At 43.6% G+C, this 21,631-nt stretch carries 20 protein-coding genes; 2 read left to right on the forward strand and 18 right to left on the reverse strand.

Going from position 1 to position 21,631, the window contains the following annotated elements; translation table 11 throughout:
- Positions 1–62: 62 nt before the first annotated feature.
- The 3 genes from L1D44_RS07650 to L1D44_RS07660 all read right to left on the reverse strand — a co-directional run bounded on the left by L1D44_RS07650 (position 63) and on the right by L1D44_RS07660 (position 2,177).
- Entirely contained in the window at positions 63–818 is a 756-nt protein-coding gene (locus L1D44_RS07650; protein ID WP_239889591.1) for a putative DNA-binding domain-containing protein, read from the reverse strand.
- On the reverse strand, positions 818–1,669 hold the full coding sequence (locus L1D44_RS07655) for a DUF692 domain-containing protein (RefSeq protein ID WP_239889592.1): 852 nt from the start codon (positions 1,667–1,669) through the stop codon (positions 818–820). The genes L1D44_RS07650 and L1D44_RS07655 overlap by 1 nt, the downstream gene beginning before the upstream one ends.
- A gap of 76 nt (positions 1,670–1,745) precedes the next feature.
- Positions 1,746–2,177: a hypothetical protein gene (locus tag L1D44_RS07660; protein WP_220770884.1), complete on the reverse strand. Its 432-nt coding sequence runs from the start codon at positions 2,175–2,177 to the stop codon at positions 1,746–1,748.
- Positions 2,178–2,561: 384 nt separating this feature from the next.
- On the opposite strand from L1D44_RS07660, the gene dusC reads away from it, so the two are divergent.
- The gene (dusC, locus tag L1D44_RS07665) at positions 2,562–3,512 is read left to right on the forward strand and encodes a tRNA dihydrouridine(16) synthase DusC (RefSeq protein ID WP_239889628.1); all 951 of its coding nucleotides are present in this window, start codon (positions 2,562–2,564) and stop codon (positions 3,510–3,512) included.
- 246 nt (positions 3,513–3,758) lie between these two features.
- A complete protein-coding gene (locus tag L1D44_RS07670) occupies positions 3,759–4,115 on the forward strand; it encodes a TraR/DksA family transcriptional regulator (RefSeq protein ID WP_239889593.1) in 357 nt (118 codons plus the stop codon).
- 552 nt (positions 4,116–4,667) lie between these two features.
- Here the strand turns inward: L1D44_RS07670 and L1D44_RS07675 are convergent.
- The 15 genes from L1D44_RS07675 to trmJ form a co-directional block, all read right to left on the reverse strand.
- Positions 4,668–7,130 carry an Ig-like domain-containing protein gene (locus L1D44_RS07675; protein ID WP_239889594.1) on the reverse strand — a complete coding sequence of 821 codons (2,463 nt, stop codon included), beginning with the start codon at positions 7,128–7,130 and terminating at the stop codon, positions 4,668–4,670.
- Entirely contained in the window at positions 7,127–8,197 is a 1,071-nt protein-coding gene (locus L1D44_RS07680) for an outer membrane beta-barrel protein (protein WP_239889595.1), read from the reverse strand. The genes L1D44_RS07675 and L1D44_RS07680 overlap by 4 nt, the downstream gene beginning before the upstream one ends.
- 497 nt (positions 8,198–8,694) lie before the next feature.
- Positions 8,695–11,340 (reverse strand): TonB-dependent receptor, encoded by a 2,646-nt coding sequence (locus L1D44_RS07685; RefSeq protein WP_239889596.1) that lies wholly within the window; start codon positions 11,338–11,340, stop codon positions 8,695–8,697.
- Between the two features lie 1,514 nt (positions 11,341–12,854).
- Positions 12,855–13,286 (reverse strand): nucleoside-diphosphate kinase, encoded by a 432-nt coding sequence (gene ndk, locus L1D44_RS07690; protein ID WP_202719959.1) that lies wholly within the window; start codon positions 13,284–13,286, stop codon positions 12,855–12,857.
- A 228-nt stretch (positions 13,287–13,514) separates the two neighbouring features.
- Positions 13,515–13,679 (reverse strand): hypothetical protein, encoded by a 165-nt coding sequence (locus tag L1D44_RS07695; protein ID WP_239889597.1) that lies wholly within the window; start codon positions 13,677–13,679, stop codon positions 13,515–13,517.
- Positions 13,680–13,867: 188 nt separating this feature from the next.
- The gene (iscX, locus tag L1D44_RS07700; RefSeq protein ID WP_220771126.1) at positions 13,868–14,065 is read right to left on the reverse strand and encodes a Fe-S cluster assembly protein IscX; all 198 of its coding nucleotides are present in this window, start codon (positions 14,063–14,065) and stop codon (positions 13,868–13,870) included.
- A 368-nt stretch (positions 14,066–14,433) separates the two neighbouring features.
- The gene (fdx, locus tag L1D44_RS07705; RefSeq protein WP_239889598.1) at positions 14,434–14,769 is read right to left on the reverse strand and encodes an ISC system 2Fe-2S type ferredoxin; all 336 of its coding nucleotides are present in this window, start codon (positions 14,767–14,769) and stop codon (positions 14,434–14,436) included.
- Positions 14,770–14,777: 8 nt separating this feature from the next.
- Positions 14,778–16,640: a Fe-S protein assembly chaperone HscA gene (gene hscA, locus L1D44_RS07710; RefSeq protein ID WP_239889599.1), complete on the reverse strand. Its 1,863-nt coding sequence runs from the start codon at positions 16,638–16,640 to the stop codon at positions 14,778–14,780.
- Positions 16,641–16,710: 70 nt separating this feature from the next.
- A complete protein-coding gene (gene hscB / locus L1D44_RS07715) occupies positions 16,711–17,235 on the reverse strand; it encodes a co-chaperone HscB (RefSeq protein WP_239889600.1) in 525 nt (174 codons plus the stop codon).
- A gap of 18 nt (positions 17,236–17,253) precedes the next feature.
- The gene (gene iscA / locus L1D44_RS07720; protein ID WP_202719953.1) at positions 17,254–17,577 is read right to left on the reverse strand and encodes an iron-sulfur cluster assembly protein IscA; all 324 of its coding nucleotides are present in this window, start codon (positions 17,575–17,577) and stop codon (positions 17,254–17,256) included.
- Between the two features lie 14 nt (positions 17,578–17,591).
- Complete coding sequence (iscU, locus tag L1D44_RS07725; RefSeq protein ID WP_220770737.1) at positions 17,592–17,975, reverse strand: Fe-S cluster assembly scaffold IscU; 384 nt, start codon at positions 17,973–17,975, stop codon at positions 17,592–17,594.
- A gap of 40 nt (positions 17,976–18,015) precedes the next feature.
- Positions 18,016–19,230 carry an IscS subfamily cysteine desulfurase gene (locus L1D44_RS07730; protein ID WP_239889601.1) on the reverse strand — a complete coding sequence of 405 codons (1,215 nt, stop codon included), beginning with the start codon at positions 19,228–19,230 and terminating at the stop codon, positions 18,016–18,018.
- Positions 19,231–19,312: 82 nt separating this feature from the next.
- A complete protein-coding gene (gene iscR, locus L1D44_RS07735) occupies positions 19,313–19,774 on the reverse strand; it encodes a Fe-S cluster assembly transcriptional regulator IscR (protein WP_012154738.1) in 462 nt (153 codons plus the stop codon).
- A gap of 194 nt (positions 19,775–19,968) precedes the next feature.
- Entirely contained in the window at positions 19,969–20,790 is an 822-nt protein-coding gene (gene cysE, locus L1D44_RS07740; RefSeq protein WP_239889602.1) for a serine O-acetyltransferase, read from the reverse strand.
- A 23-nt stretch (positions 20,791–20,813) separates the two neighbouring features.
- Positions 20,814–21,575, reverse strand: coding sequence for a tRNA (cytosine(32)/uridine(32)-2'-O)-methyltransferase TrmJ (gene trmJ, locus L1D44_RS07745; protein ID WP_220770733.1), 762 nt, complete (start codon positions 21,573–21,575; stop codon positions 20,814–20,816).
- Between the last annotated feature and the right edge of the window lie 56 nt (positions 21,576–21,631).

Below are 21,631 nucleotides of genomic sequence, written 5' to 3' on the forward strand. Positions count from 1 at the left end.
GCAAAATTGATCTAGATCAATTTTTGCGGTCATTATAGAGATCCGATTTAGGAATGGGAAGCCTATTGAGCGATAAACTCTTTAATTATCCCCTTGTAGCTCAAGTCAGTAAGTAACTGTAAACAACCTTGTTTCAAAACATCTGCTTCAATTTGGGGAAAAGTTTGTATCAACCAATCTAGCAGCTCCCCATAGCTTAAGCTCTCATACTGTGACAGATAAGCGAGTACCTGAGCAGTTAATGGGTTTAACTGTAAAAATCGAACCTCTTCACTTAAGTCGCGATAAATACAAAAGTACTGAGGTGCTTCACTCGGTTCTTTAGGGCAATAATCAGGGCTAATGTGCTGCACATCATACGCATATTGTGCAATATGAGATGTTGCTGAAACGCATAACCTAATACGCTCTAATGAAGGTTCTTCGCCTTTAATAAGCTTCTGCTGATGATTATCCTGAGCAACGGCCACCACCAACTCTAACCACTCGTAGTGAGCCAGTTCGAGCATAAATGGCGGATCAGTTTCAGTCGCTTGGTATTCTGTTTGCAAAAAAAGCAAAAACTCTTGAGCGATCTCAATAAAAATAGGAGTACGGCAGTCGTGAGTTGCAAAGAATTTCTGGACAATATCTAGCCAATCTTGCTCGTTATAGAGACTCTTTAGTACTGGGAAAGCATTGGAGATGAAACCATCAAGATTATTGAAAAATAACTCTCGATAGATTTTCATACGGCGCGCCTCGATGCCGTCAGGTAAGGGGTGAGAAGGATCTTTAATGTAATCCATAAAGTTCTGCTGAACATCAACAAAGTTCATTAGGCACTCCTTTTCAAACTCGCAACGTGTCGATTTTGATAGTCATGAATTTGATTAATTTCCAGTAATAAATCGCTGGTTTTAGGGATATTGAAATCGCGCTCTAATAACGTAGGAAACACACCATGGTACTGGTGACACTCTTCGAGTAGTTTCCAAACAGGATCAACGATATCAGCCCCATGGGTATCAACGATTAAATCCTCAGCCTCTTCATAATGTCCGGCAATGTGTAGATAGGCGATCCTCTCAGTCGGCATCGCTTTTAAAAACTCAAGCGCATCATATTGATGGTTAATTGAATTGACATAGATGTTATTAACATCCAAGAGCATCTTGCAGTCGGCCTCTTCCATTACCGCTGTAACAAATTCAGCTTCCGACATCTCGGCACTAGGGGCGGCATAAAAGGAAACATTTTCCAACACTAACGGCCTTTCAATAATGTCTTCCACTTGTTTCACTCTCTTCGCCACATGCATAACCGCTTCTGATGTAAAGGGAATTGGCATTAGATCATACATATGACCCGTCCCAGAACAGTAGCTCAAATGCTCTGAATAGACTTTCATCTGGTGCAGGTCTAAAAAGTCTTTAACGTTTTTGACGAACTGAACATCAAGCGGCGCAGGGCTACCGATTGATAGAGATAAACCATGACAGTAAAACTCGTGCTTTTCGGTCAATTCTCTAAACTGACGACCAAACTTGCCTCCTAACGTCATCCAGTTTTCGGGTGCTACCTCGAAAAAGTCGATTTCTGAAGGCACGCCTTGGCAAAACTCATCTAACATCTCTCGCCTAAGGCCTAATCCAACCTGTCCCTTATTCACTTTGCTGCCATTTGTCATACTGTTGCCTGCTTACATCGGATCAACTATACAAATAGGGCCAGCTCGAGCTGGCCCGTTCAACTATCAAGACGATTTACTTAGCACCGCCACACTTACCTTCACCACATTTACCTTCTTTTTTTGCTTTTTTCTCACCACCACATTTACCTTCGCCACACTTACCTTCTTTGGCTTTCATCTTGTCAGCCCCACATTTACCTTCGCCGCACTTACCTTCTTTGGCTTTCATCTTGTCGGCACCACATTTACCTTCGCCACACTTACCTTCTTTAGCTTTCATCTTGTCAGCGCCGCATTTACCTTCGCCGCACTTACCTTCTTTGCTCTTTTTCTTATCGGCGCCACACTTACCTTCGCCGCACTTACCTTCACCTTCAAGCAACTGGTAACCGGCTTGCATCTCACTATAGCCAAATGGGCCCGCTTGCACACTCGTCGCCAATGCACTTCCCATTACAACAGCACCAACAGCGACAGTGATTGCAGTTTTATTTACTAATTTCATGATCTCTTCCCTCTTACATAATCAACATTGGATCGGTTACCAACAAGGTAATTTGCTGGCTTGCTTAACTAGACCCGCTAACCAACATTTTAATTTCAAAAGTTTTACATCCATCACATTTATGACTCATGAAAGCTGATAGGTCAAATAATACCCGAGAGTCAGCTTAGTCTTATCTAAGTGTTTAAACATAATTTTTTCTACAATCTGATTAACATGTAACTGCTTGCATAGCTTGATGAGGCTGTGAAGCATTAACATTAAGACAAAAGCAGAGCCATCGCTCGATTGCTTACAAACAAAATAGCCCAGTCTATTTGGCCGAGAGTTTAAGATGAGGTAGAATGCGGCGCCCTTAAAGATACCGATATGTTGGACAGTTCAGTGCGAATAATTTTGGCGCCTATGGAAGGCGTTGTAGATGATTTAATGCGAGAGATCCTCTCTGCTATTAACCCTTATGATCTTATGGTCACCGAGTTTGTTCGTGTTGTGGACCAACTGCTACCTGAGAAGGTGTTTTATCGTATCTGTCCTGAATTACAAACTGGTGGCCAAACCTTGTCTGGTACGCCTGTACGAGTGCAGCTACTTGGCCAAGATCCCAATTGGATGGCAGAAAATGCCATTAGAGCCGTGGAGTTAGGTTCAAAAGGCGTTGATGTTAATTTTGGCTGTCCGGCAAAGATGGTTAACCGTAGCAACGGTGGTGCAGTAATGCTGCAATACCCAGAGCAACTATATAAAGTAGTCAAAGCCATGCGCGAGGCCGTGCCGAGTGATCAGCCGGTAACGGCCAAGATCCGTTTAGGCTTTAACGATAAATCACTCTATATGGAAAATGCACTCGCCATTTATGAAGCGGGTGCCAGTGAACTTGCCGTACATGCTCGCAGTAAAGTTGATGGTTATAAACCGCCAGCTTATTGGGAATATATCACTGACATCAATGCAAAGTTACCTATCCCAGTCATTGCTAATGGTGAGATCTGGAATCGTGACGATGCCCAGCGCTGCATGGAAGTTACAGGTTGTGATAGCGTAATGGTTGGACGTGGAGCGATTTCACTGCCAAACCTTGCTGCGCATATCAAGGGCGATGCAGCCTTCACTTGGCAGCAATCTCTGGGCCTGATGCTTGACTACACTAATCGTGAATTAGAAGGCAGAAAAAGCACCTATTATCCCGCGCGAATTAAGCAGTGGTTTAGCTACCTAAATCGCCAATATCCAGAAGCCGATGAACTGTTTAGAGAGTTAAGGGTGTATAAAACAGCCGATGAGATCATCAAGGTGTTACAAGGTGCACAAGAAGGTTTAGGTAACGAAATTTAGCGCTTAAAATCGCCAACATAGACAATCCAGTGAGCTTTTTAAGCGTTTCAATCACTAAGAATGTTTAAAATAAATAATGAGCTCATCACTGATATAACAAGATTTAAACGATCGTTTAGTGAATTAATTAGCATTTAATTGCAGTAGATCCGCAAAATATAGCGCTGAATTGATCTTAGTCATAACGCATCACGCCTGCATGTTTAGACTAAAAAGCCGTAAAGTTAATAATTGTAGGCGACCTAAGTGAGTACAAACCATATCAAACAAACCTTGTCCGAGATCGAGTCGGAACTAAGAGCGAAGATTGGTGCACTCCCCGAAATGCAAGCCAAGCTAATGGAACAGCATGATTATTCTCTTTGTGAGCTCATTCAAGTGATGACTGATGTTCACCTGTGCGAGCACCCGCTGTTTTTAAAGTTGATGAGCCTCGATGCGGCTCGCTGTCAGCTTGAGATTGGTTTATACGGTGTGTGCAGTGATTGTGAGAGTAATATCGAACCCGAGCAGCTAGCTAAGGATCCGTTAGAGCAGCGTTGCATTAGCTGTAGTGGACAATTCAAGCGGCAGCATAGGCAGGAGTTAAGACTTAATCATTAATTCTAACTCGCCACGCATTCGCTATAATTACTCGCGATTTACCCATAAAAAACCTCCGACATGCGGAGGTTTTTTATTATCTAACTTTGATTACCGAACTAATGGTATCAAATTGAGGTTAGAACTTCTGGCTGATACGTAAGTAGTATGTACGACCTAAGGCTGAAGCTGTCACTATTAAGTTAAAGTCAGTATTTAGCTTAGCGTATACGTCACCATGTATATAACTGCGATAATCAACAGTTACACAGTTTTGGTCAAATTCTTCATATTTGTTAAGAATTGAAGTATCTAAACCAACTTTCCAATCTCAGCTTAGTCCTTCAAATAAGAAAGCTACGTTGACATCATTGTCTTGGAGACTACCTAGAAAGCATCAAACATAAATGACTATTCGACATTCAGTAAAAATATATAAAAAAATGCCTCTACTAACTAGAGGCATTTTTATCGTTTATAGCTACGTAGTGGCGGTTAATCCCAAGTGCTATTACTCACTAGACTAAACATCATACTCAGTGGTTATATGAGGCGCTTATGTTCTCCAGTAAGTTAGTTTTCACATACGACAAAGGCCTTAGAATCTGGATCTTGCCCTCGTATTTCAAACCCTCCAGGTCCTGCCAATTCACCGATAGCTAAACGATAATTAAACCATGAACCTACCTCGTCAGTGTCTAATTCTGACGTCCAAAAGAAACGAACTAACGGCCAAGTTGATGCTTCTGCATGGTGTTCATTCATATAGTCATTAAATTGATTAGCGTTAGAAACTAGCTGCTTTCCTCTTCTTTGGCATTCATCAATTGCTGTTTCTACTTTTAAAGCTGCATAGCCATACTCTGTTGGGCCTGTTACTTGGTTACCGAACTCGTCGGTATAAACAATATACTCTTTAGAGTCGACTGACTCATCAAAGTGTGTCTCACTTGCCAAAAGGGGGCGGTGATAAGGAATAAACGCTATAACACTTAATGGCACTGTATCTTTAAATGTGTTGCTCTCAAATACAGCTAAGGCAGTGATATCTGTAGTACCAATCGCTTCACCAGTAACAACGCCAGTGTCATTATCGATTGTTGCTACAGCGATATTACTGCTGCTCCAAGAAACCAAGGCTTCAGCCGTCACGTCTAGTGTTGAACCGTCAGAAAACAATGCGGTGGCAGTATAAGCTAAGGTTTTTCCTTCAGGCACTTTTCCTACTTTAGGCGTTACCTCAATAGTCGTCACGGTAGCAGGTGTAACCGTTAGCTCAGCAGATGCAGTAAATTCAGCGCCATTAGCACTGCCCGAGGCAGTAATGGTGACGGTACCGACTGCAACAGCGGTTGCGATGCCTGTATCGGTATCGATAGTTGCAATATTGGTATCGCTACTGCTCCAAGACAATGCGCTATCGGTGGTCACATCTAACACACTTGAGTCCGACATTAACGCTTGTGCAGTAAAGGCTTGCTCCAACCCTGCGACTACAGTGGCATCCAGTGGTGTGATTTGCAGACTGGTTACTGTGGCATCCGTTACCGTCAGCTCAGCAGATGCAGTAAATTCAGCGCCATTGGCACTGCCCGAGGCAGTAATGGTAACGGTACCGACTGCAACAGCGGTTGCGATGCCTGTATCGGTATCGATAGTTGCAATATTGGTATCGCTACTGCTCCAAGACAATGCACTATCGGTGGTCACATCTAACACACTTGAATCTGACATTAACGCTTGCGCTGTAAAGGCTTGCTCCAACCCTGCGACTACAGTGGCATCCAGTGGTGTGATTTGCAGACTGGTTACAGTGGCATCCGTGACGGTCAGCTCAGCAGATGCAGTAAACTCAGCGCCATTGGCACTGCCCGAGGCAGTAATGGTAACGGTACCGACTGCAACAGCGGTTGCGATGCCTGTATCGGTATCGATAGTTGCAATATTGGTATCGCTACTGCTCCAAGACAATGCACTATCGGTGGTCACATCTAACACACTTGAGTCTGACATTAATGCTTGTGCAGTAAAGGCTTGCTCTAACCCTGCTACCACACTAGCCTGAGTTGGCGTGATTTGTAGACTGGTTACAGTGGCATCCGTTACCGTCAGCTCAGCAGATGCAGTAAATTCAGCGCCATTAGCACTGCCCGAGGCGGTAATGGTAACGGTGCCGATTGCAACAGCGGTTGCGATACCTGTATCGGTATCGATAGTTGCAATATTGCTGTCGCTACTGCTCCAAGACAATGCACTATCGGTGGTCACATCTAACACACTTGAATCTGACATTAATGCTTGTGCAGTAAAAGCTTGCTCTAACCCTGCTACCACACTAGCCTGAGTTGGCGTGATTTGTAGACTGGTTACAGTGGCATCCGTTACCGTCAGCTCAGCAGATGCAGTAAATTCAGCGCCATTAGCATTACCCGAGGCGGTAATGGTAACGGTACCGATTGCAACAGCGGTTGCGATACCTGTATCGGTATCGATAGTTGCAATATTGCTGTCGCTACTGCTCCAAGACAATGCAGCATTCGTCGTCACATCTAGCACACTTGAGTCTGACATTAATGCTTGTGCAGTAAAGGCTTGCTCTAATCCAGCTGCAATACTGGTATTCGCTGGCGTCACTTGTAGGTTCATAACGATTGCATCTGTCACGATCAACTCTACCGACTCAGCAAAAGTACTACCATCCACACTGCCCGAGGCAGTAATGGTGACCGTACCGACTGCAACACTGGTTGCGATGCCTGTATCGGTGTCGATAGTTGCAATATTGCTGTCGCTGCTGCTCCAAGACAATGCGCTATCGGTGGTCACATCAACAACAGTGTTATCACTCATCTTTGCTAACGCTTTGTATTGCAAACTTAAACCTGCCGGGCTTTGTGCAATGGCTGGTGTAACTTGTAAGCTCACAACTGTGCTTTCATCTGGTCCAGCTACTAACCCTTTATCATCGCTACCGCATGCGGTAAGGGTTAACACTGCTATAAGCATCAGTGAAAAAAATTGTATTAATCGTTTCATTGTGGCTCTCCAGTATTAACGTGTGCTTTAGATTTAAACTCTACCTCTGTTTTTCTGTTCAACGCTCTCCCCTCGGCAGTGTCATTACTCGCTTTGGGTCTAAGTTCGCCGTTGCCTCGAACGGTAATACGCTCGGCATCCACACCTTTTGAAATTAAATGATTGCCAACGGCTTGCGCACGCTTCTCTGATAAGGTTTGGTTATATCCCATGACACCTTTACTGTCGGCATTACCCGTGATCACGACCGTTCCTTGGCTTTGTTTGGCTTTTTCAATCAATGGTGGTAACTCATTAGAGTCATCATGGAACGAAGTGGAGTCAAAATCAGAATCCAATAAAACTCGAGTCACCGTGGCAGGCACAACAACAGGATTTGCATTTGTTGTAATTACAGCAGGAATGGTTTTTACGGTAGCACTTGTGGTAGCTCTTGCAGCGGAGCCAAAGCGATAGGTTAGACCTAGCGAACCAAAGTAAGCGTCTGAAGATGCGCGATTATCATTTGCATCGCCTATAAACTGATATTCAGCCCGAACAGATAAACGCTCTGTTAGCTTATAATCAAGCCCGACTGCGGTTGTTAGCCCCCAGCCAGATGGTTTTGAGTCACCCGCCCATGACGTTTCTCTATCAATATATTGATAAGCTCCACCTAATCGAGCATATAGGGCTACGCGCTCGGTTAAGCCATATGAAAACTTTGCCGTTAGCTCTGCACCAGACATATTCGCCTTGGTGTAGCCCCCTTGATATAGCGCCGATATCGTGCCGTAATTGGTAGCCCCAGCTTCAAGGGCAAACCAGTCATTAAATTGATAACCACCATATAGTCCGTAACCCATAGAGTTATCATCGCAGTCGATAGCATTTTTAGCACAGGCACCGTGAAATTCAGAGAATCCACCTCTAGCACCAACATACCAATTCGGCGTTTCAACAGGTACAAATGTGCTAGTGTTGGTAATATTAGTATTTGAGTCTGTAGGTAAATCAGCATTAGCTGCAAATACGGGCATGATTGGCAGCAAGCTGACCAATAACACTCCACTTCCAGTTCTTTTCATTACAATTCCCCCCCATAAGAACTTGCAGTTTTAAGCAAAATATAAGTGTTAAACCTTATATATTTCATCTATATAAAGCCGGGCATTGTGACAAATAACCAAACGCTGAAACCATAAGTGCAGCGAATAACCATGATATGAAACGCTTATCTAACTGATTAATTTTTAACTGAAATCCGCAACCATGCTAAAAAGGAAGCACAAAACGCTTATGGGAGGTAACACGTGTTTATTATTGTTTTTTGTGATCTATATCCATATCTAAAATAAGAATATGTCTTCGTTAAGTCGCTATGTAGGCACATTTAAGAAATTTCGTTGACTAGTAACCCACACTGTAGATCTGTTCCCGCTAAATTCCGAAACCAGAATGCACGACTTAATGAACAAGGTTTTGTCTCTTGGAGCATTTTGTTTTCCCCATAAAAAAACCTCCGACATGCGGAGGTTTTTTATTATCTAACTTTGATTACCGAACTAATGGTATCAAATTGAGATTAGAACTTCTGGCTGATACGTAAGTAGTATGTACGACCTAATACATCGTATAGACCTACATTCACATCACGGTAATCGGCGTAAGTGTAGTAGTTTGGCGCCTCAGCGTCGAACACGTTGTTGACACCTACAGTAATCGTACCGTTTAGCGCGTGGTTATAAGCAAACTGTACGTTGTGCTTAAAGTAGCTTGAGTAGTCTTCATAGCCATCCCAATCAGATAGTTCACGATAGTACTCTGCAGACTGGCTGCCAATGTATACCGTAGTCCATGCTGCTTGGAAATCATCATAGCTCCATGAAGCGGCGAAGTTACCACGCCAGTCTGGCGTATCGACAACACCTGCGTAATCAATCATTTCAGATTCAGCGTCGTCTTGCTTCTTGAAATCGATTACGTGTGATAGATCTACTTTAAAGTTCCAGTCACCGAAACCTGTCTCTAGGTTATATGCTGTCACAAAGTCGATACCTGAAGTCTCAACCGTTGCGATGTTACGTACACCAGACTCGATGTATTCAATCTGACCGTCTGGACCACGAGTCACATATGGAGAAGAACCATCACGTAATTCATCACGTAAGATATCATCAACACTTACTGATTCAATCTTATTGTCATAAGTGATTGAGTAGTAAGAAAGTTCAATGTTCCAATCATCGGTTACGTTCCACACACCACCAAGAGTGAATGAATTGCCCTCTTCCGCTTCTAGATTTGGGTTACCACCGTACCAAGTCTTATGCTGGTTGTTGGTATTACAGTAGTTCTCGTCGTCATTACCTGGGGTGTTACACCATAGGCTATCAACCGCCTTTTCAAAACTTAGCGCTTGTGATGAGAACATCTCGCCCATGTTAGGCGCACGGAAAGAATCACCATAGCTTGCACGAAGAAGTAGTGAATCTACTGGGCGCCAGCTCAGACCAAACTTTGGAACAACCGCATCGAAGGTAGATGAATTAACCACTTCACCTTCTGCACCTGTTAGTGTGCCTTCCTGCTCATAACGCTCATAACGAACGGCTGCAGACACTTCAATATCAGCTGGTAAGCCCATTTGGAATTCTAAGTAACCCGCGGTACGATCACGTGTAGCATCGACGTCATCACCACCAGAACCACCTGAGATGATCCCCGCTGCAGACTCAGGATCACTGGTTTGCTTAAAGTCGATCATCTCATACTCAGCGCCAGCGACCATAGCAAGAGTTACACTATCATTTTCCATGATTAATGTTGAAACCAAACCATCAAGCTGAGTACTTTCAAACTTACCCTGATAAACACCAGTGTGAGCCGCACTACGATATAGTTCAGTCATCTGCTGATCCCATTCCGCATAGCTCATGCCAGAAGTGTTGAAAATATCATACTTCTCAGAATCAATGCCTTGCTGGATTAAGTTATCGTTAACTAGGTTGTAGTTGAATGAATTAGTTGTCGAAGTTGAATGCTGAACATTCGCTTCCCAGTCGAGTCCGTTGCCCACTTCTGCATAACCTACAAGGCCTGCAAGAATATCGAAGTTGTTGGTTTCAGTGAGGGTATCACGCTCTCCGATCTGCACTGAACGCATACGGATCTCAGTGATATCTTCACCCGTTGGGTTGTAGATATTGTCCTTACTCATTGTAGGGATGTTAGTCGATACAGGCGTACCCGCATAGCGCGTCTCAGTTTCAGCTAAAGAAGCTGATGCACGACCTCTAAACTGGATGTCATCAGTGATTTCATAGTTGAAGTTCGATAACAAAGAGTTACGAGTCACATCACCAAAAAGCTTAGTCACCTCACCGTAACTGTATAAACAACGTCCAGCGCTGTCTGCTACAACATTTTCAGTCTCGGCACACATCTCCTGGTTGCTTCCCCAGTCACCCGATGCAGTCTTATAGTTAGGAACAGAGCTGAAGCTACTATATGCGTTATATGAAGGATCATCTAAGTTCCAAACATCGCGGTCCATAACCGCATCAGTACCGTAATACTCATAAGTTAGGGTGATGTTACCCTTGTCAGTGTTATAACCGGTTGCGATAGATAAACGATTTGCGTCGCCACCGTCAATTTCAGGCATTTCAGTGCTGTAATCTAGCTGAACACCATCAAATTCTTTCTTGGTAATGATGTTAACCACACCCGCTACGGCATCAGAGCCATAAACAGCCGATGCACCATCGCGAAGAATTTCAATACGCTCAACAATTGCCATAGGGATAGATGATGTATCAGCTACAGAACCAGAGCTAGAACTGGTACCAGGCATACGACGGCCATCTAACAGTACAAGTGTTGCAGAAGAACCCAGACCACGAAGGTTAACACTGCTTGTTGAGCTTGCACCCGCGCCATAGCCCGATGTACCACGCCATGAACCGAAACTGTTAATTGCCGAGTTATTTAATACGTCAGCAACTGTTTTCTCACCCGTCATAGCAATATCAGCTGCATTAATAACAGTCACTGGAGAAACTGTTTCCATATCAACTTGCTTAATACGCGAACCGGTTACTTCGATGCGTTCTACTTTTTCATCTACAGCTTCTTCTGCAAATGCAAATCCAGATAAAGCAACACTTGTCGCGGCAGCGGCTATAAAGCTACGACGTACTGCTTTTGCGGTTAAGGTTACTGAGTTCATATTTATCCCCTCATATTCCGCATTATCAAATGCCAGAATAGTTATATTTATTTTTTATTCTTTAAAAGGAAGTTAATCACTTCGCAATAAATACTGTTTAAATTTAACTTTTAAGTCAACCGATATCACATAAAAATAACTATAAAGATATTAATTGATACAAACAACTTAACAATAGCACCTAGACAAAACAGAAATAAACTTAAAAAACAAGCACTTAAACAACGCTTCCTGTGTAACAAATAAATCAATAAACTTCATTACTTTAACAACAGCATTAAATTTAAAATGTTACTCAATGGTGACAATTGTTAATCGAATTAACATAACGATTAATACCCAATCTATAAGAAAACAGCAAAAAAACTCAACAGTAGAGATTTAGATATAAGAAATAGCTCAATTAACCCACGAGACAATGTTAAAACCAGCGCAATACAAAATAAACATTTTTATTACAATTGCCTCTATTTGTATCAGCGATATTCACCCCTGCTTTTCATTTTTATTCTGTAAAATAGCGGATTCCATTAATTGAAAAAATTAACATCTTAAAAACAAATATGACGCCATGAGCGCTTTTTAGTTATTTTTTAATATGTGGAGTTAAATAGAATTAAAACGATCCTTCCACCATCACTGAAATAAAAAGCAGAAGGATTAGTGATGAGTTCAACAAATAAAAAACCAAAAAACTACTTACTGAAATAAAATCGATATAATAAGTCACCAAAGCAACGCATTGCAGTTAATCGTACATACTGTTATGTGAACTAGGTAGAAGCTAGAGTTAAAAAATCCACTAAGTGCAAAGCCAATGCCTTCTTACTAGCAGAGACTTAGTCACTGGCTATCAAAAATACATTGTAATCTTGTTATCTATCTAAGCTTGCACTTATTGTTTGAGAGTTGTGGTAGGAAGAAGCAGTCGATATTGAGAGATGGTCACGTTTGACATATTGAAGTGAGCGATGGCGAATGGTGACTAAGTTTTACCATTAGTTGAAATTAACTTAGCCGTCTTTTCCTGAAGCCTAATGGCTCTATCGTGATAGTACTGACAATATGGCCATTCTGACGCAAAATACCAACCTATAGACATGATCGAGCAATACCAATCACTATAAGCATTTAGTCACTCAACGAGAGTTTAGCGGTTTTGAAGCAAGGTCATTACGTGCTTCAGCTTTAATGACATTAGTTCCCCTCATGCAGCTCGCAACGATTGAGGAGCATAGTTGTTCTGAGGTTAATCTCGCTCTTTGTTCATTAAGAGTTACTGCATCATAACCGCTAAAACTTGCCATTATGAAGCGTTTTTGGCTGCCTACTTCTGCGTTGACTAGCTTTATAAGGGAACACCATTATTGCAGCTATTCGCCTTGAATTGGTTTGCCAAAAATCGCTCTGAGTAGATCAGATTCTTATACTAATTGGTATAATTGATGAGCTAAGATAGCCACTGAAAACAAAAAAGGAGCCAAATGGCTCCTTTTTTGTTTAACACATTCGAATTAACGAGTGCGTGGGCATAGCTCTTCAGTGCTGAAGAAGTACGCGATTTCACGCTCTGCAGATGCTACAGCGTCTGAACCGTGAACTGCGTTTTCATCGATGCTATCAGCGAAATCACTACGGATAGTGCCACGAGCAGCTTCAGCTGGGTTAGTTGCACCCATGATTTCACGGTTAGCAAGAACAGCGTTTTCGCCTTCTAAAACTTGAACACAGATAGGACCAGAAGTCATAAATGCAACTAGCGCACCAAAGAATGGACGCTCGCTGTGCTCAGCGTAAAAGCCTTCAGCTTGCTCTTGGCTTAGGTGAACCATTTTAGAAGCGATGATTTTCAGGCCAGCCGTTTCAAAACGGTTGTAGATAGCGCCAATGTGGTTTTTTGCAACTGCATCAGGCTTAATGATAGAAAAAGTACGTTCGATAGCCATGAAAAGCTTCCTTCTTATATAAACGGGTTTTAATTTTCGCGCGGATTATACGAAATTAAAGGCCCATTGCCTACCCTTAAGCCCCAATCTAGTTGAGATAAGTCCGATATCGAAACGGAAAAATCGCGAGCGGCTCACACTTTATCGCGATTCCAACCTGTTTAATTAGATAAAACAGCAACTACTAAACAATTGAATGACAATAGAAGCCAATCAACCTAAAGTTGATTACTTGCGGTTTTTAACCCAAATAAAGCCTACCGCAAGTACCGCTAGCAAGGCTATCGCAGGAGCAAGATCAACAAAATGATGAAATAATCCCACGCCACCGTGGCCCTCATGTGCCATTACGGACATAGGTAATAACAATACTGCTAGTAATAACTTACGCATACGAACTTCCTTTTTTGTTTGATATTGTAATTTAATGGCTTAACTTAAAATCAATCACCACATAACGCTAGGCTAAAGTGGATCTGCCATAGGGCTATTGATACGGATCAAAACAAGACGGCTTTCCCCCCGCCAAGGAAGTCAGACAAGATGCAGGTCACACTTTGACCGCATTGAGCATTAATGCGTCACTTCTCAGCAATCCAGTTTGCTTGGATGGCTTCTAGCACTCTTTCATTACAATGAGTCGGATCGTCATCAAAAGCCTCAAGGCCTAATACCCACTCATTAAGATCAGTAAACCGAATCGTTTCAGGTTCAACGTCCGGATATTTGTCGATTAATTGCAGTGCTATCTCTAACGAATCAATCCATTTTAGCTTCATAGGAGGCTCCTTGGGCTCAAACTGATATTAATCAGTATAATACCTATCTGTATAAAGGTTTAATCACTGAGCGAGCGTTGAATGAATTTACCAAAAAATACACTAAGTAGATGAAATTCTTACCCCCACGGCATAAGCATTGAGAGTAAAATAGCCGTGATTAAAAGGACTGCACCTCTCCCTGCTTTCTACGACTTGGTAAGCAATATCATCAATGGACAATAAGGTGTTAGAGCACAAACGCGAAAGCTTCGTACATAGACTATCCCCCTTACTGTAGCGCTTTATTTTTAGCTGTACTGAAAACAAAAAAAGCCAGTAGTTCTGACTACTGGCTTTTTATTTAAACGGCTTAAACAGACAAAGGATTAACCTTCGCTAACCATGTTTATCGTGTACTTAGGAATATCAACGACAAGATCGGCGTCTGGTACACGAGACTGGCAAGATAAACGGCTTTCAGGCTCAAGACCCCATGCTTTATCTAGCATGTCATCTTCTAGCTCGTCGCTCTCTTCTAACTCATCAAAGCCTTCACGAATAATCACATGACAAGTGGTGCAAGCACATGACTTTTCGCACGCGTGCTCGATATGAATACCGTTACGCAGTGCAACGTCTAATACTGTTTCACCGACATTCGCTTCAACTACCGCGCCATCCGGACATAATTCTTCATGGGGTAAAAATACAATTTGTGGCATAACCTTACCTATATATTGTCAACCGACTGCCCTTTCAGAGCGAGTCGAATTGAATTATCCATACGCTTAGCAGCAAAGTCCTGCGTCGCTGTATCTAGTGCTTCGATAGCCGCTTCAATCGCATCGGCATCGTCTTCGCTCGCAATTTGAGCGAGTGAAGCCATATTCGTTTGAATAGCGCTTAACTCTTCAGCCGATAGCAAATCGCCATCTTTATTTAATGCAGCATTGAGCGACTCGAGTACGCGTGCCGCTTCAACTTGCTTCTCAGCTAGCATTCGACGCGTGATATCCTCTTTGGCATTGGCCATTGAGTCTTTAAGCATGCTACCAATTTCTTCATCGCTTAAGCCGAAAGATGGCTTAACTTGAATGCTTGCTTGAACGCCTGTGGACTTCTCCATCGCAGTAACGCTAAGTAAACCATCAGCATCTACTTGGAAGGTCACACGGATATGTGCCGCACCGGCAGCCAGTGGCGGGATCCCTTTTAAGGTAAATTTAGCAAGTGAGCGACAATCTGCCACTAACTCACGCTCACCTTGAACTACGTGGAATGCCATCGCAGTTTGTCCATCTTTAAAGGTGGTGAACTCTTGTGCACGAGCAACGGGTATCGTGGTGTTACGAGAAACGACCTTCTCAACCAAACCGCCCATGGTCTCAACGCCAAGAGAAAGCGGGATAACATCGAGCAGTAACAGATCAGACTCAGGCTTGTTGCCCACCAAGATATCGGCTTGAATCGCTGCGCCAATCGCCACCACACGATCTGGATCGATAGACGTCAGCGGCTGCTTACCCATGAAGTTTTCGACTTCCTGACGAACTAAAGGTACGCGAGTCGAGCCACCCACCATCACAGTTTCAAGCACTTCATCATTGCTAACGCCGGCATCACGTAGTGCACGGCGGCAACTACTGATTGTCTTCTTCACTAATTTGCCGATTAAGCTATCAAACAGATCGCGGCTAATGGTTAACGTTAGCGTATTGCCTTCGTCATCAACTACTGAAGCAACAGCCTCTGGTGAATCCGTTAATGCTTCTTTTACGCGTCTCGCTTCAATCTGCATTTTACGGTTCATACTGTCGCTAGCTGCGCTTATCTGCCATTGCTCGATGAAATGCGCTTGCAACATGTGGTCGAAATCATCTCCACCTAATGCTGAGTCACCACCGGTCGCTAACACCTCAAATACGCCTTTGTTCAAACGCAGAATAGAGATATCGAATGTACCGCCGCCTAAGTCATAAACGGCAATCACACCTTCTTGACCCGAGTCTAAACCATAGGCAATTGCTGCGGCTGTTGGCTCGTTTAATAGGCGCAATACTTTAACGCCAGTTAATGACGCAGCATCTTTTGTGCCTTGACGTTGTGCATCATCGAAATAGGCAGGTACGGTAATGACCACCCCTTCCAATGTGCCACCAAGAGTTGACTCTGCACGGGCCACCAGCGGCTTTAATATTTCTGAGGAAACTTGAACTGGGTTAACTTTACCACTAGGCGTCACAAAAATCGGTAAGCCGTTTTCACTCGCTTCGAAAGCGTACGGTAACGCCTGCAAGCCCGATTGAATATCTTCTAGGCTACGGCCCATAAAGCGCTTAACTGACACTATGGTGTTTTGTGGATCTTGAGCAGAGAAAGCTTCTGCTTCAAGGCCAACTTGAACACCGTCTTGGGTATATCGGACGACAGAAGGCAATGAATGCTGTGAATCTTCATCGGGTAAAGTATTCGCCACGCCGCTACGTACCGCAGCAACAAGTGAGTTAGTGGTGCCTAAATCGATCCCAACTGCGAGACGATGTTGGTGGGGAGCAGCGCTCTGTCCAGGCTCTGCTATCTGCAAAAGTGCCATATATATCCAACTTAAAAAAATGTTGGCTCAATATCTTGAGCCAACAGTATTATAAAATTAAGACCGCTGACTAATCTAAGAGTGCGTCTTCCACTCTAGTCAACTCATCTTGTAATTTTGCCATAAACTTGAGTTTACGAATTTGATCTGCCGCCTGCAAATGATCCGCTTCAAGCTCACTGAGTAATAATCCCTTTAGCTCTGCGGTAATTTGCTTACCGTACTGCTCAAAAGAATCATAGAGTTCTGCAATCTCTGAGTCGGGATCATCGCTATGCTTGATCTCTTCGAGTGACTCGCGCCATTCCATCTGCTGCATTAAAAATTGAGTATCTTTTAATGTGGTCGATTCGTGGCTTAACTCTAGACCTTTCAGTGCCAAAAGGTGCTCAGCTCTCTGAATTGGGTTTTTAAGCGTTTGAAAACCATCGTTGATTTGTGCTGTACGCTGTACAGAAAGACGCTTATCTTGCTCACTCGCGTTAGCAAACTTGTCGGGATGAACCGCCCGTTGCAGTTCGCGGTAGCGCTCTGCAAGTAAGGCGGTGTCGACATCATAGGAAGGAAGTAAACTAAACAGCTCGAAATAATTCATAGTTTTACTTTTAATGACTTAAACGGTAAAGCTCTCACCGCAGCCACATTCACCTTTCGCATTAGGGTTATTGAACTGGAAACCTTCGTTAAGACCTTCTTTAACAAAGTCCAACTCAATCCCTTGAAGATAGATAAAACTCTTAGCATCGATGATGATTTTAACACCATCGACATCATAGATCTCATCATCATCGTTAAGATCATCAACAAATTCCAACACATAAGCCATGCCGGAACAGCCTGATGTCTTAAGCCCTAAGCGTAAGCCTAGACCTTTGCCGCGACTAGCTAAAAAGCTTTTAACTCGGTCAGCCGCAGCGGGAGTGATACTAATTGCCATCTTAACTCCAGGTATTACTTAGATTGCTTAGTTTTATACTCTTCTAGCGCAGCCTTGATCGCATCTTCAGCCAAAATAGAACAGTGAATTTTAACTGGCGGTAATGCCAACTCTTCTGCGATATCAGTGTTCTTAATCGCACGGGCTTCTTCAACTGTTTTACCTTTAACCCACTCAGTCACAAGTGAGCTAGAAGCGATAGCACTACCACAACCATAAGTTTTGAACTTAGCGTCTTCGATAATACCGTTATCATCGATACGCAGTTGTAGCTTCATTACGTCACCACAAGCTGGCGCGCCAACCATACCCGTAACCACTGATGGGTCATTTTTATCGAATGAGCCCACGTTACGTGGATTCTCATAATGATCGATTACTTTTTCGCTATAAGCCATGATACAACTCCAATTTATCTATTCGTCAATTTAGCTAAGGTTAATGATGTGCCCACTGAACAGAGTCCAGATCGATACCGTCTTTGAACATTTCCCAAAGCGGAGACATTTCCCTTAAATTACCAATAGACTCTTTAATCGTTTCTATTGCATGGTCGATCTCTTCATCTGTCGTGAAACGACCGATTGAGAATCGAATTGAGCTGTGTGCCATCTCGTCATTTAGACCTAATGCACGCAGTACATAACTTGGTTCAAGACTAGCTGAAGTACATGCCGAACCAGACGATACGGCTAAGTCTTTTAGCGCCATCATCAATGACTCACCTTCAACGAAGTTAAAGCTGACGTTTAGGCTGCCACAAGCGCGTTTTTCCATATCACCGTTGATATAGGTCTCTTCGATATGCTTGATACCATTCCATAACTTGTCACGTAAACGACGAATACGCTCGTTATCCGTTTCCATATCGGCTTTAGCAATGGCAGCTGCTTCGCCCATCCCCACAATTTGGTGAGTTGCTAAGGTACCACTGCGCATACCACGCTCATGTCCACCACCGTGCATAGCTGCTTCTAAGCGGATACGTGGCTTACGGCTAACATAAAGTGCACCGATCCCTTTAGGGCCATACATCTTGTGACCAGAGATTGACATTAAATCAACTTTGGTCGCCTGTACGTCGATAGGTAATTTACCAGCGCTTTGCGCTGCATCGACATGGAAGATGATTTTACGTGAACGACAAAGCTCGCCGATTGCATCGATATCTTGGATAACACCAATCTCGTTGTTCACCTGCATGATGCTCACAAGGATTGTGTCTTCACGCATCGCGTCTTCAATCATAGAAAGTGGGATCAGACCGCTCGGCTCTGGTTGAAGATAAGTCACTTCATAGCCTTCGCGCTCTAGCTGACGACAGGTATCTAAAACGGCTTTATGTTCGGTCTTGCTAGTGATGATGTGCTTGCCCTTCTTATGATAGAAGTGAGCCACACCTTTAATTGCAAGGTTGTCAGACTCAGTTGCACCAGAAGTAAACACGATTTCACGCGGATCGGCATTAATCAGCTCAGCAACTTGATTACGAGCGATATCAACAGCCTCTTCGGCTTGCCAACCGTAGCGGTGAGAACGAGACGCTGGGTTACCGAAAATGCCATCCATAGTCAGGCATTGCATCATTTTCTCTGCGACACGAGGGTCAACTGGCGTCGTCGCAGCATAATCTAAATAGATAGGTAGCTTCATCACACACTCCGTACTTTGTAGTCTCAAATAGAGACCACTTACAACGTACAAAAAATAATTTTTATATTCATAACAGAGGCTGTTAGATACTTAGCCTTTGTTCCTGCTGCAATTTATCCTGTTTAACGGAGATAAACTGCACATCTCTTTTATGCATCAATCCTGCTAACGATATGCCATTTAAGAAATCAGAAATCTGACTGCTCAAATCTCCCCAGAGAGAATGGGTTAAACATCGTGTTCCACTCTGGCAGTTACCCTGACCTTGGCAGCGTGTTGCATCAACAGACTCATCAACCGCACGTACAACCATCCCAACGGAAATATCACAAGCGTCTGTACCTAGGCGATATCCACCACCTGGGCCACGTACACTTGAAACCAAACCATTTTTTCTGAGTTTTGCGAAGAGTTGTTCGAGGTAAGATAGAGAGATCCCTTGACGCTCGGAAATATCGGCCAATGGCACAGGACCATTAGTTGAGTGCATGGCAACGTCTAACATTGCAGTTACTGCGTACCGACCTTTCGATGTAAGTTTCATGGTTACTACGTCTCCCAAAAAAGCATAGGCTAATTTCAACATACCTGACTATTTTAGTCAAGTATAAAACCTAGCGTTTTGGTCAGGTATTAATAGGATCATGACAGGTTAAATACCCCGTCATTTTGCTGGGGTATTTAACCTGTTTATTAGGCAAGATTCAATGGCATTTGGGATTTTAACCCCACATTAATCTAGATAATGGGATCAAACTCATCTAAAGACTTCTGACGTTTCTGCGCTGCCGCTAATTCGTCTTCGCTAAAATCTTCGACATCTAGCTCAGGTAGCCTTTCAGTACAGACACTTCCACCAAGGGTTTGAACGGCTTGACAGACCTCTTGAACCTTCGAGTCCATTAGATGCATATGATCCAACATCTGGCCAATAGCATTGGCGACAGGATCGGGATTATCCGGTGAGACAGCGTAGGCATCGAAGCCATATTTCTTCGCCATCTCAGTGCGGCGCTGTGAGGTTTCTTTTGATTGTGCCGATGGCGTTGCCACTACACGGCCAGGGATCCCCACCACTGTGGTATCGACTGGTACATCTTTAACGACCACGGAGTTAGAACCAACCCTAGCACCATCATTCATGGTGATCGGACCTAAAATTTTAGCGCCTGCGCCAATTACCACATTATTACCTAATGTAGGATGACGTTTACCAGACTGCCACGTGGTTCCCCCTAGGGTGACCCCATGATAAAGGGTGCAATCGTTACCGATTTCGGCAGTTTCACCAATCACCACGCCCATACCATGATCGATAAAGAAACGATCGCCGATAGTGGCACCGGGGTGAATTTCAACCCCGGTTAACCAGCGAGAGAAGGTCGATAAACATCGCGCCGAAAGCCGCCAATTTCTCACCCACAGCTTGTGACTCACTCTGTGGATCCAGATAGCTTGCATCCCCGGATAATTGAATAAGATCTCTATTGTCCCGTTTGCAGCTGGATCTCTATGGTAAATAGAAGCTATGTCGTCTTTCAGTCTTGCGATAACACCCATTTAGCAACTTCCTTTTAACGCTTTTACTTATCTTTAGTCTCGTTCTTAGAGACAACTTTATCAATCGAGGTCAAAATTCCGCGCAAGATATTCATCTCTTGGCGCTCGATGCGCGTACGGCTAAATAGACGGCGCAACTTAGTCATCACCTGACCTGGATGATTTTTAACGATGAAGTTAGTCGACAATAACGTTGTCTCTAAATGTTCAAAGAAGTTCTCGCGCTCTCTTGAAGAAGGATAAGCATCTTCGCTCTCTTCACTTTCTACAACAGTTTGCTCTGTAGCACCTTGTACCTGTGCAAGATGCGCTACTCGCGCCTCGTAACAGATAATCTGTACCGCTTGCGCTAAGTTTAGTGAGGTGTACTCTGGATTTGCAGGAATAGCTACGTGGTAGTCACAACGCTGTAGCTCTTCATTGGTCAGGCCGTTATTTTCACGACCGAAGACAATGGCAACAGGACCATTAAGCGCTGAACCCACCAACTTCTCACCCGCTTCGCGAGGTTCAAGCATAGGCCAGTCTAACGTGCGGCTGCGGGCACTGGTTGCAATAACAAGGCTACAATCTGCGATAGCCTCTTCTACAGAGCCAACGGTGATGGCGTGCTTTAAAATATCTGACGCACCTGCAGCCAACGCAATAGAGTGGCCATCTGGCTCAACTTTTGGCTCAGCCAGATATAAAGTGGATAATCCCATGGTTTTCATAGCACGGGCTGTAGAACCTATATTCCCTGGATGGGAAGTACCGACAAGAACGACGCGAATATTGCTGAGCATGAAACTACTTAATTTTTCTGAAGGAACACGTGAAAGAATGTTACCACAGGCGACTC

The sequence above is a fragment of the Shewanella sp. Isolate13 genome (assembly GCF_022398325.1).
In the GTDB taxonomy this organism is placed as follows: domain Bacteria; phylum Pseudomonadota; class Gammaproteobacteria; order Enterobacterales; family Shewanellaceae; genus Shewanella.

Bases quoted from the DNA above. Each gene is read 5' to 3' on its own strand.
- L1D44_RS07650 (WP_239889591.1), bottom strand. From the start codon at position 818: ATGAACTTTGTTGATGTTCAGCAGAACTTTATGGATTACATTAAAGAT.
- L1D44_RS07655 (WP_239889592.1), bottom strand. From the start codon at position 1,669: ATGACAAATGGCAGCAAAGTGAATAAGGGACAGGTTGGATTAGGCCTT.
- L1D44_RS07660 (WP_220770884.1), bottom strand. From the start codon at position 2,177: ATGAAATTAGTAAATAAAACTGCAATCACTGTCGCTGTTGGTGCTGTT.
- L1D44_RS07675 (WP_239889594.1), bottom strand. From the start codon at position 7,130: ATGAAACGATTAATACAATTTTTTTCACTGATGCTTATAGCAGTGTTA.
- L1D44_RS07680 (WP_239889595.1), bottom strand. From the start codon at position 8,197: ATGAAAAGAACTGGAAGTGGAGTGTTATTGGTCAGCTTGCTGCCAATC.
- L1D44_RS07685 (WP_239889596.1), bottom strand. From the start codon at position 11,340: ATGAACTCAGTAACCTTAACCGCAAAAGCAGTACGTCGTAGCTTTATA.
- ndk (WP_202719959.1), bottom strand. From the start codon at position 13,286: ATGGCTATCGAACGTACTTTTTCTATCATTAAGCCTGATGCAGTTGCA.
- L1D44_RS07695 (WP_239889597.1), bottom strand. From the start codon at position 13,679: ATGCGTAAGTTATTACTAGCAGTATTGTTATTACCTATGTCCGTAATG.
- iscX (WP_220771126.1), bottom strand. From the start codon at position 14,065: ATGAAGCTAAAATGGATTGATTCGTTAGAGATAGCACTGCAATTAATC.
- fdx (WP_239889598.1), bottom strand. From the start codon at position 14,769: ATGCCACAAATTGTATTTTTACCCCATGAAGAATTATGTCCGGATGGC.
- hscA (WP_239889599.1), bottom strand. From the start codon at position 16,640: ATGGCACTTTTGCAGATAGCAGAGCCTGGACAGAGCGCTGCTCCCCAC.
- hscB (WP_239889600.1), bottom strand. From the start codon at position 17,235: ATGAATTATTTCGAGCTGTTTAGTTTACTTCCTTCCTATGATGTCGAC.
- iscA (WP_202719953.1), bottom strand. From the start codon at position 17,577: ATGGCAATTAGTATCACTCCCGCTGCGGCTGACCGAGTTAAAAGCTTT.
- iscU (WP_220770737.1), bottom strand. From the start codon at position 17,975: ATGGCTTATAGCGAAAAAGTAATCGATCATTATGAGAATCCACGTAAC.
- L1D44_RS07730 (WP_239889601.1), bottom strand. From the start codon at position 19,230: ATGAAGCTACCTATCTATTTAGATTATGCTGCGACGACGCCAGTTGAC.
- iscR (WP_012154738.1), bottom strand. From the start codon at position 19,774: ATGAAACTTACATCGAAAGGTCGGTACGCAGTAACTGCAATGTTAGAC.
- cysE (WP_239889602.1), bottom strand. From the start codon at position 20,790: ATGGGTGTTATCGCAAGACTGAAAGACGACATAGCTTCTATTTACCAT.
- trmJ (WP_220770733.1), bottom strand. From the start codon at position 21,575: ATGCTCAGCAATATTCGCGTCGTTCTTGTCGGTACTTCCCATCCAGGG.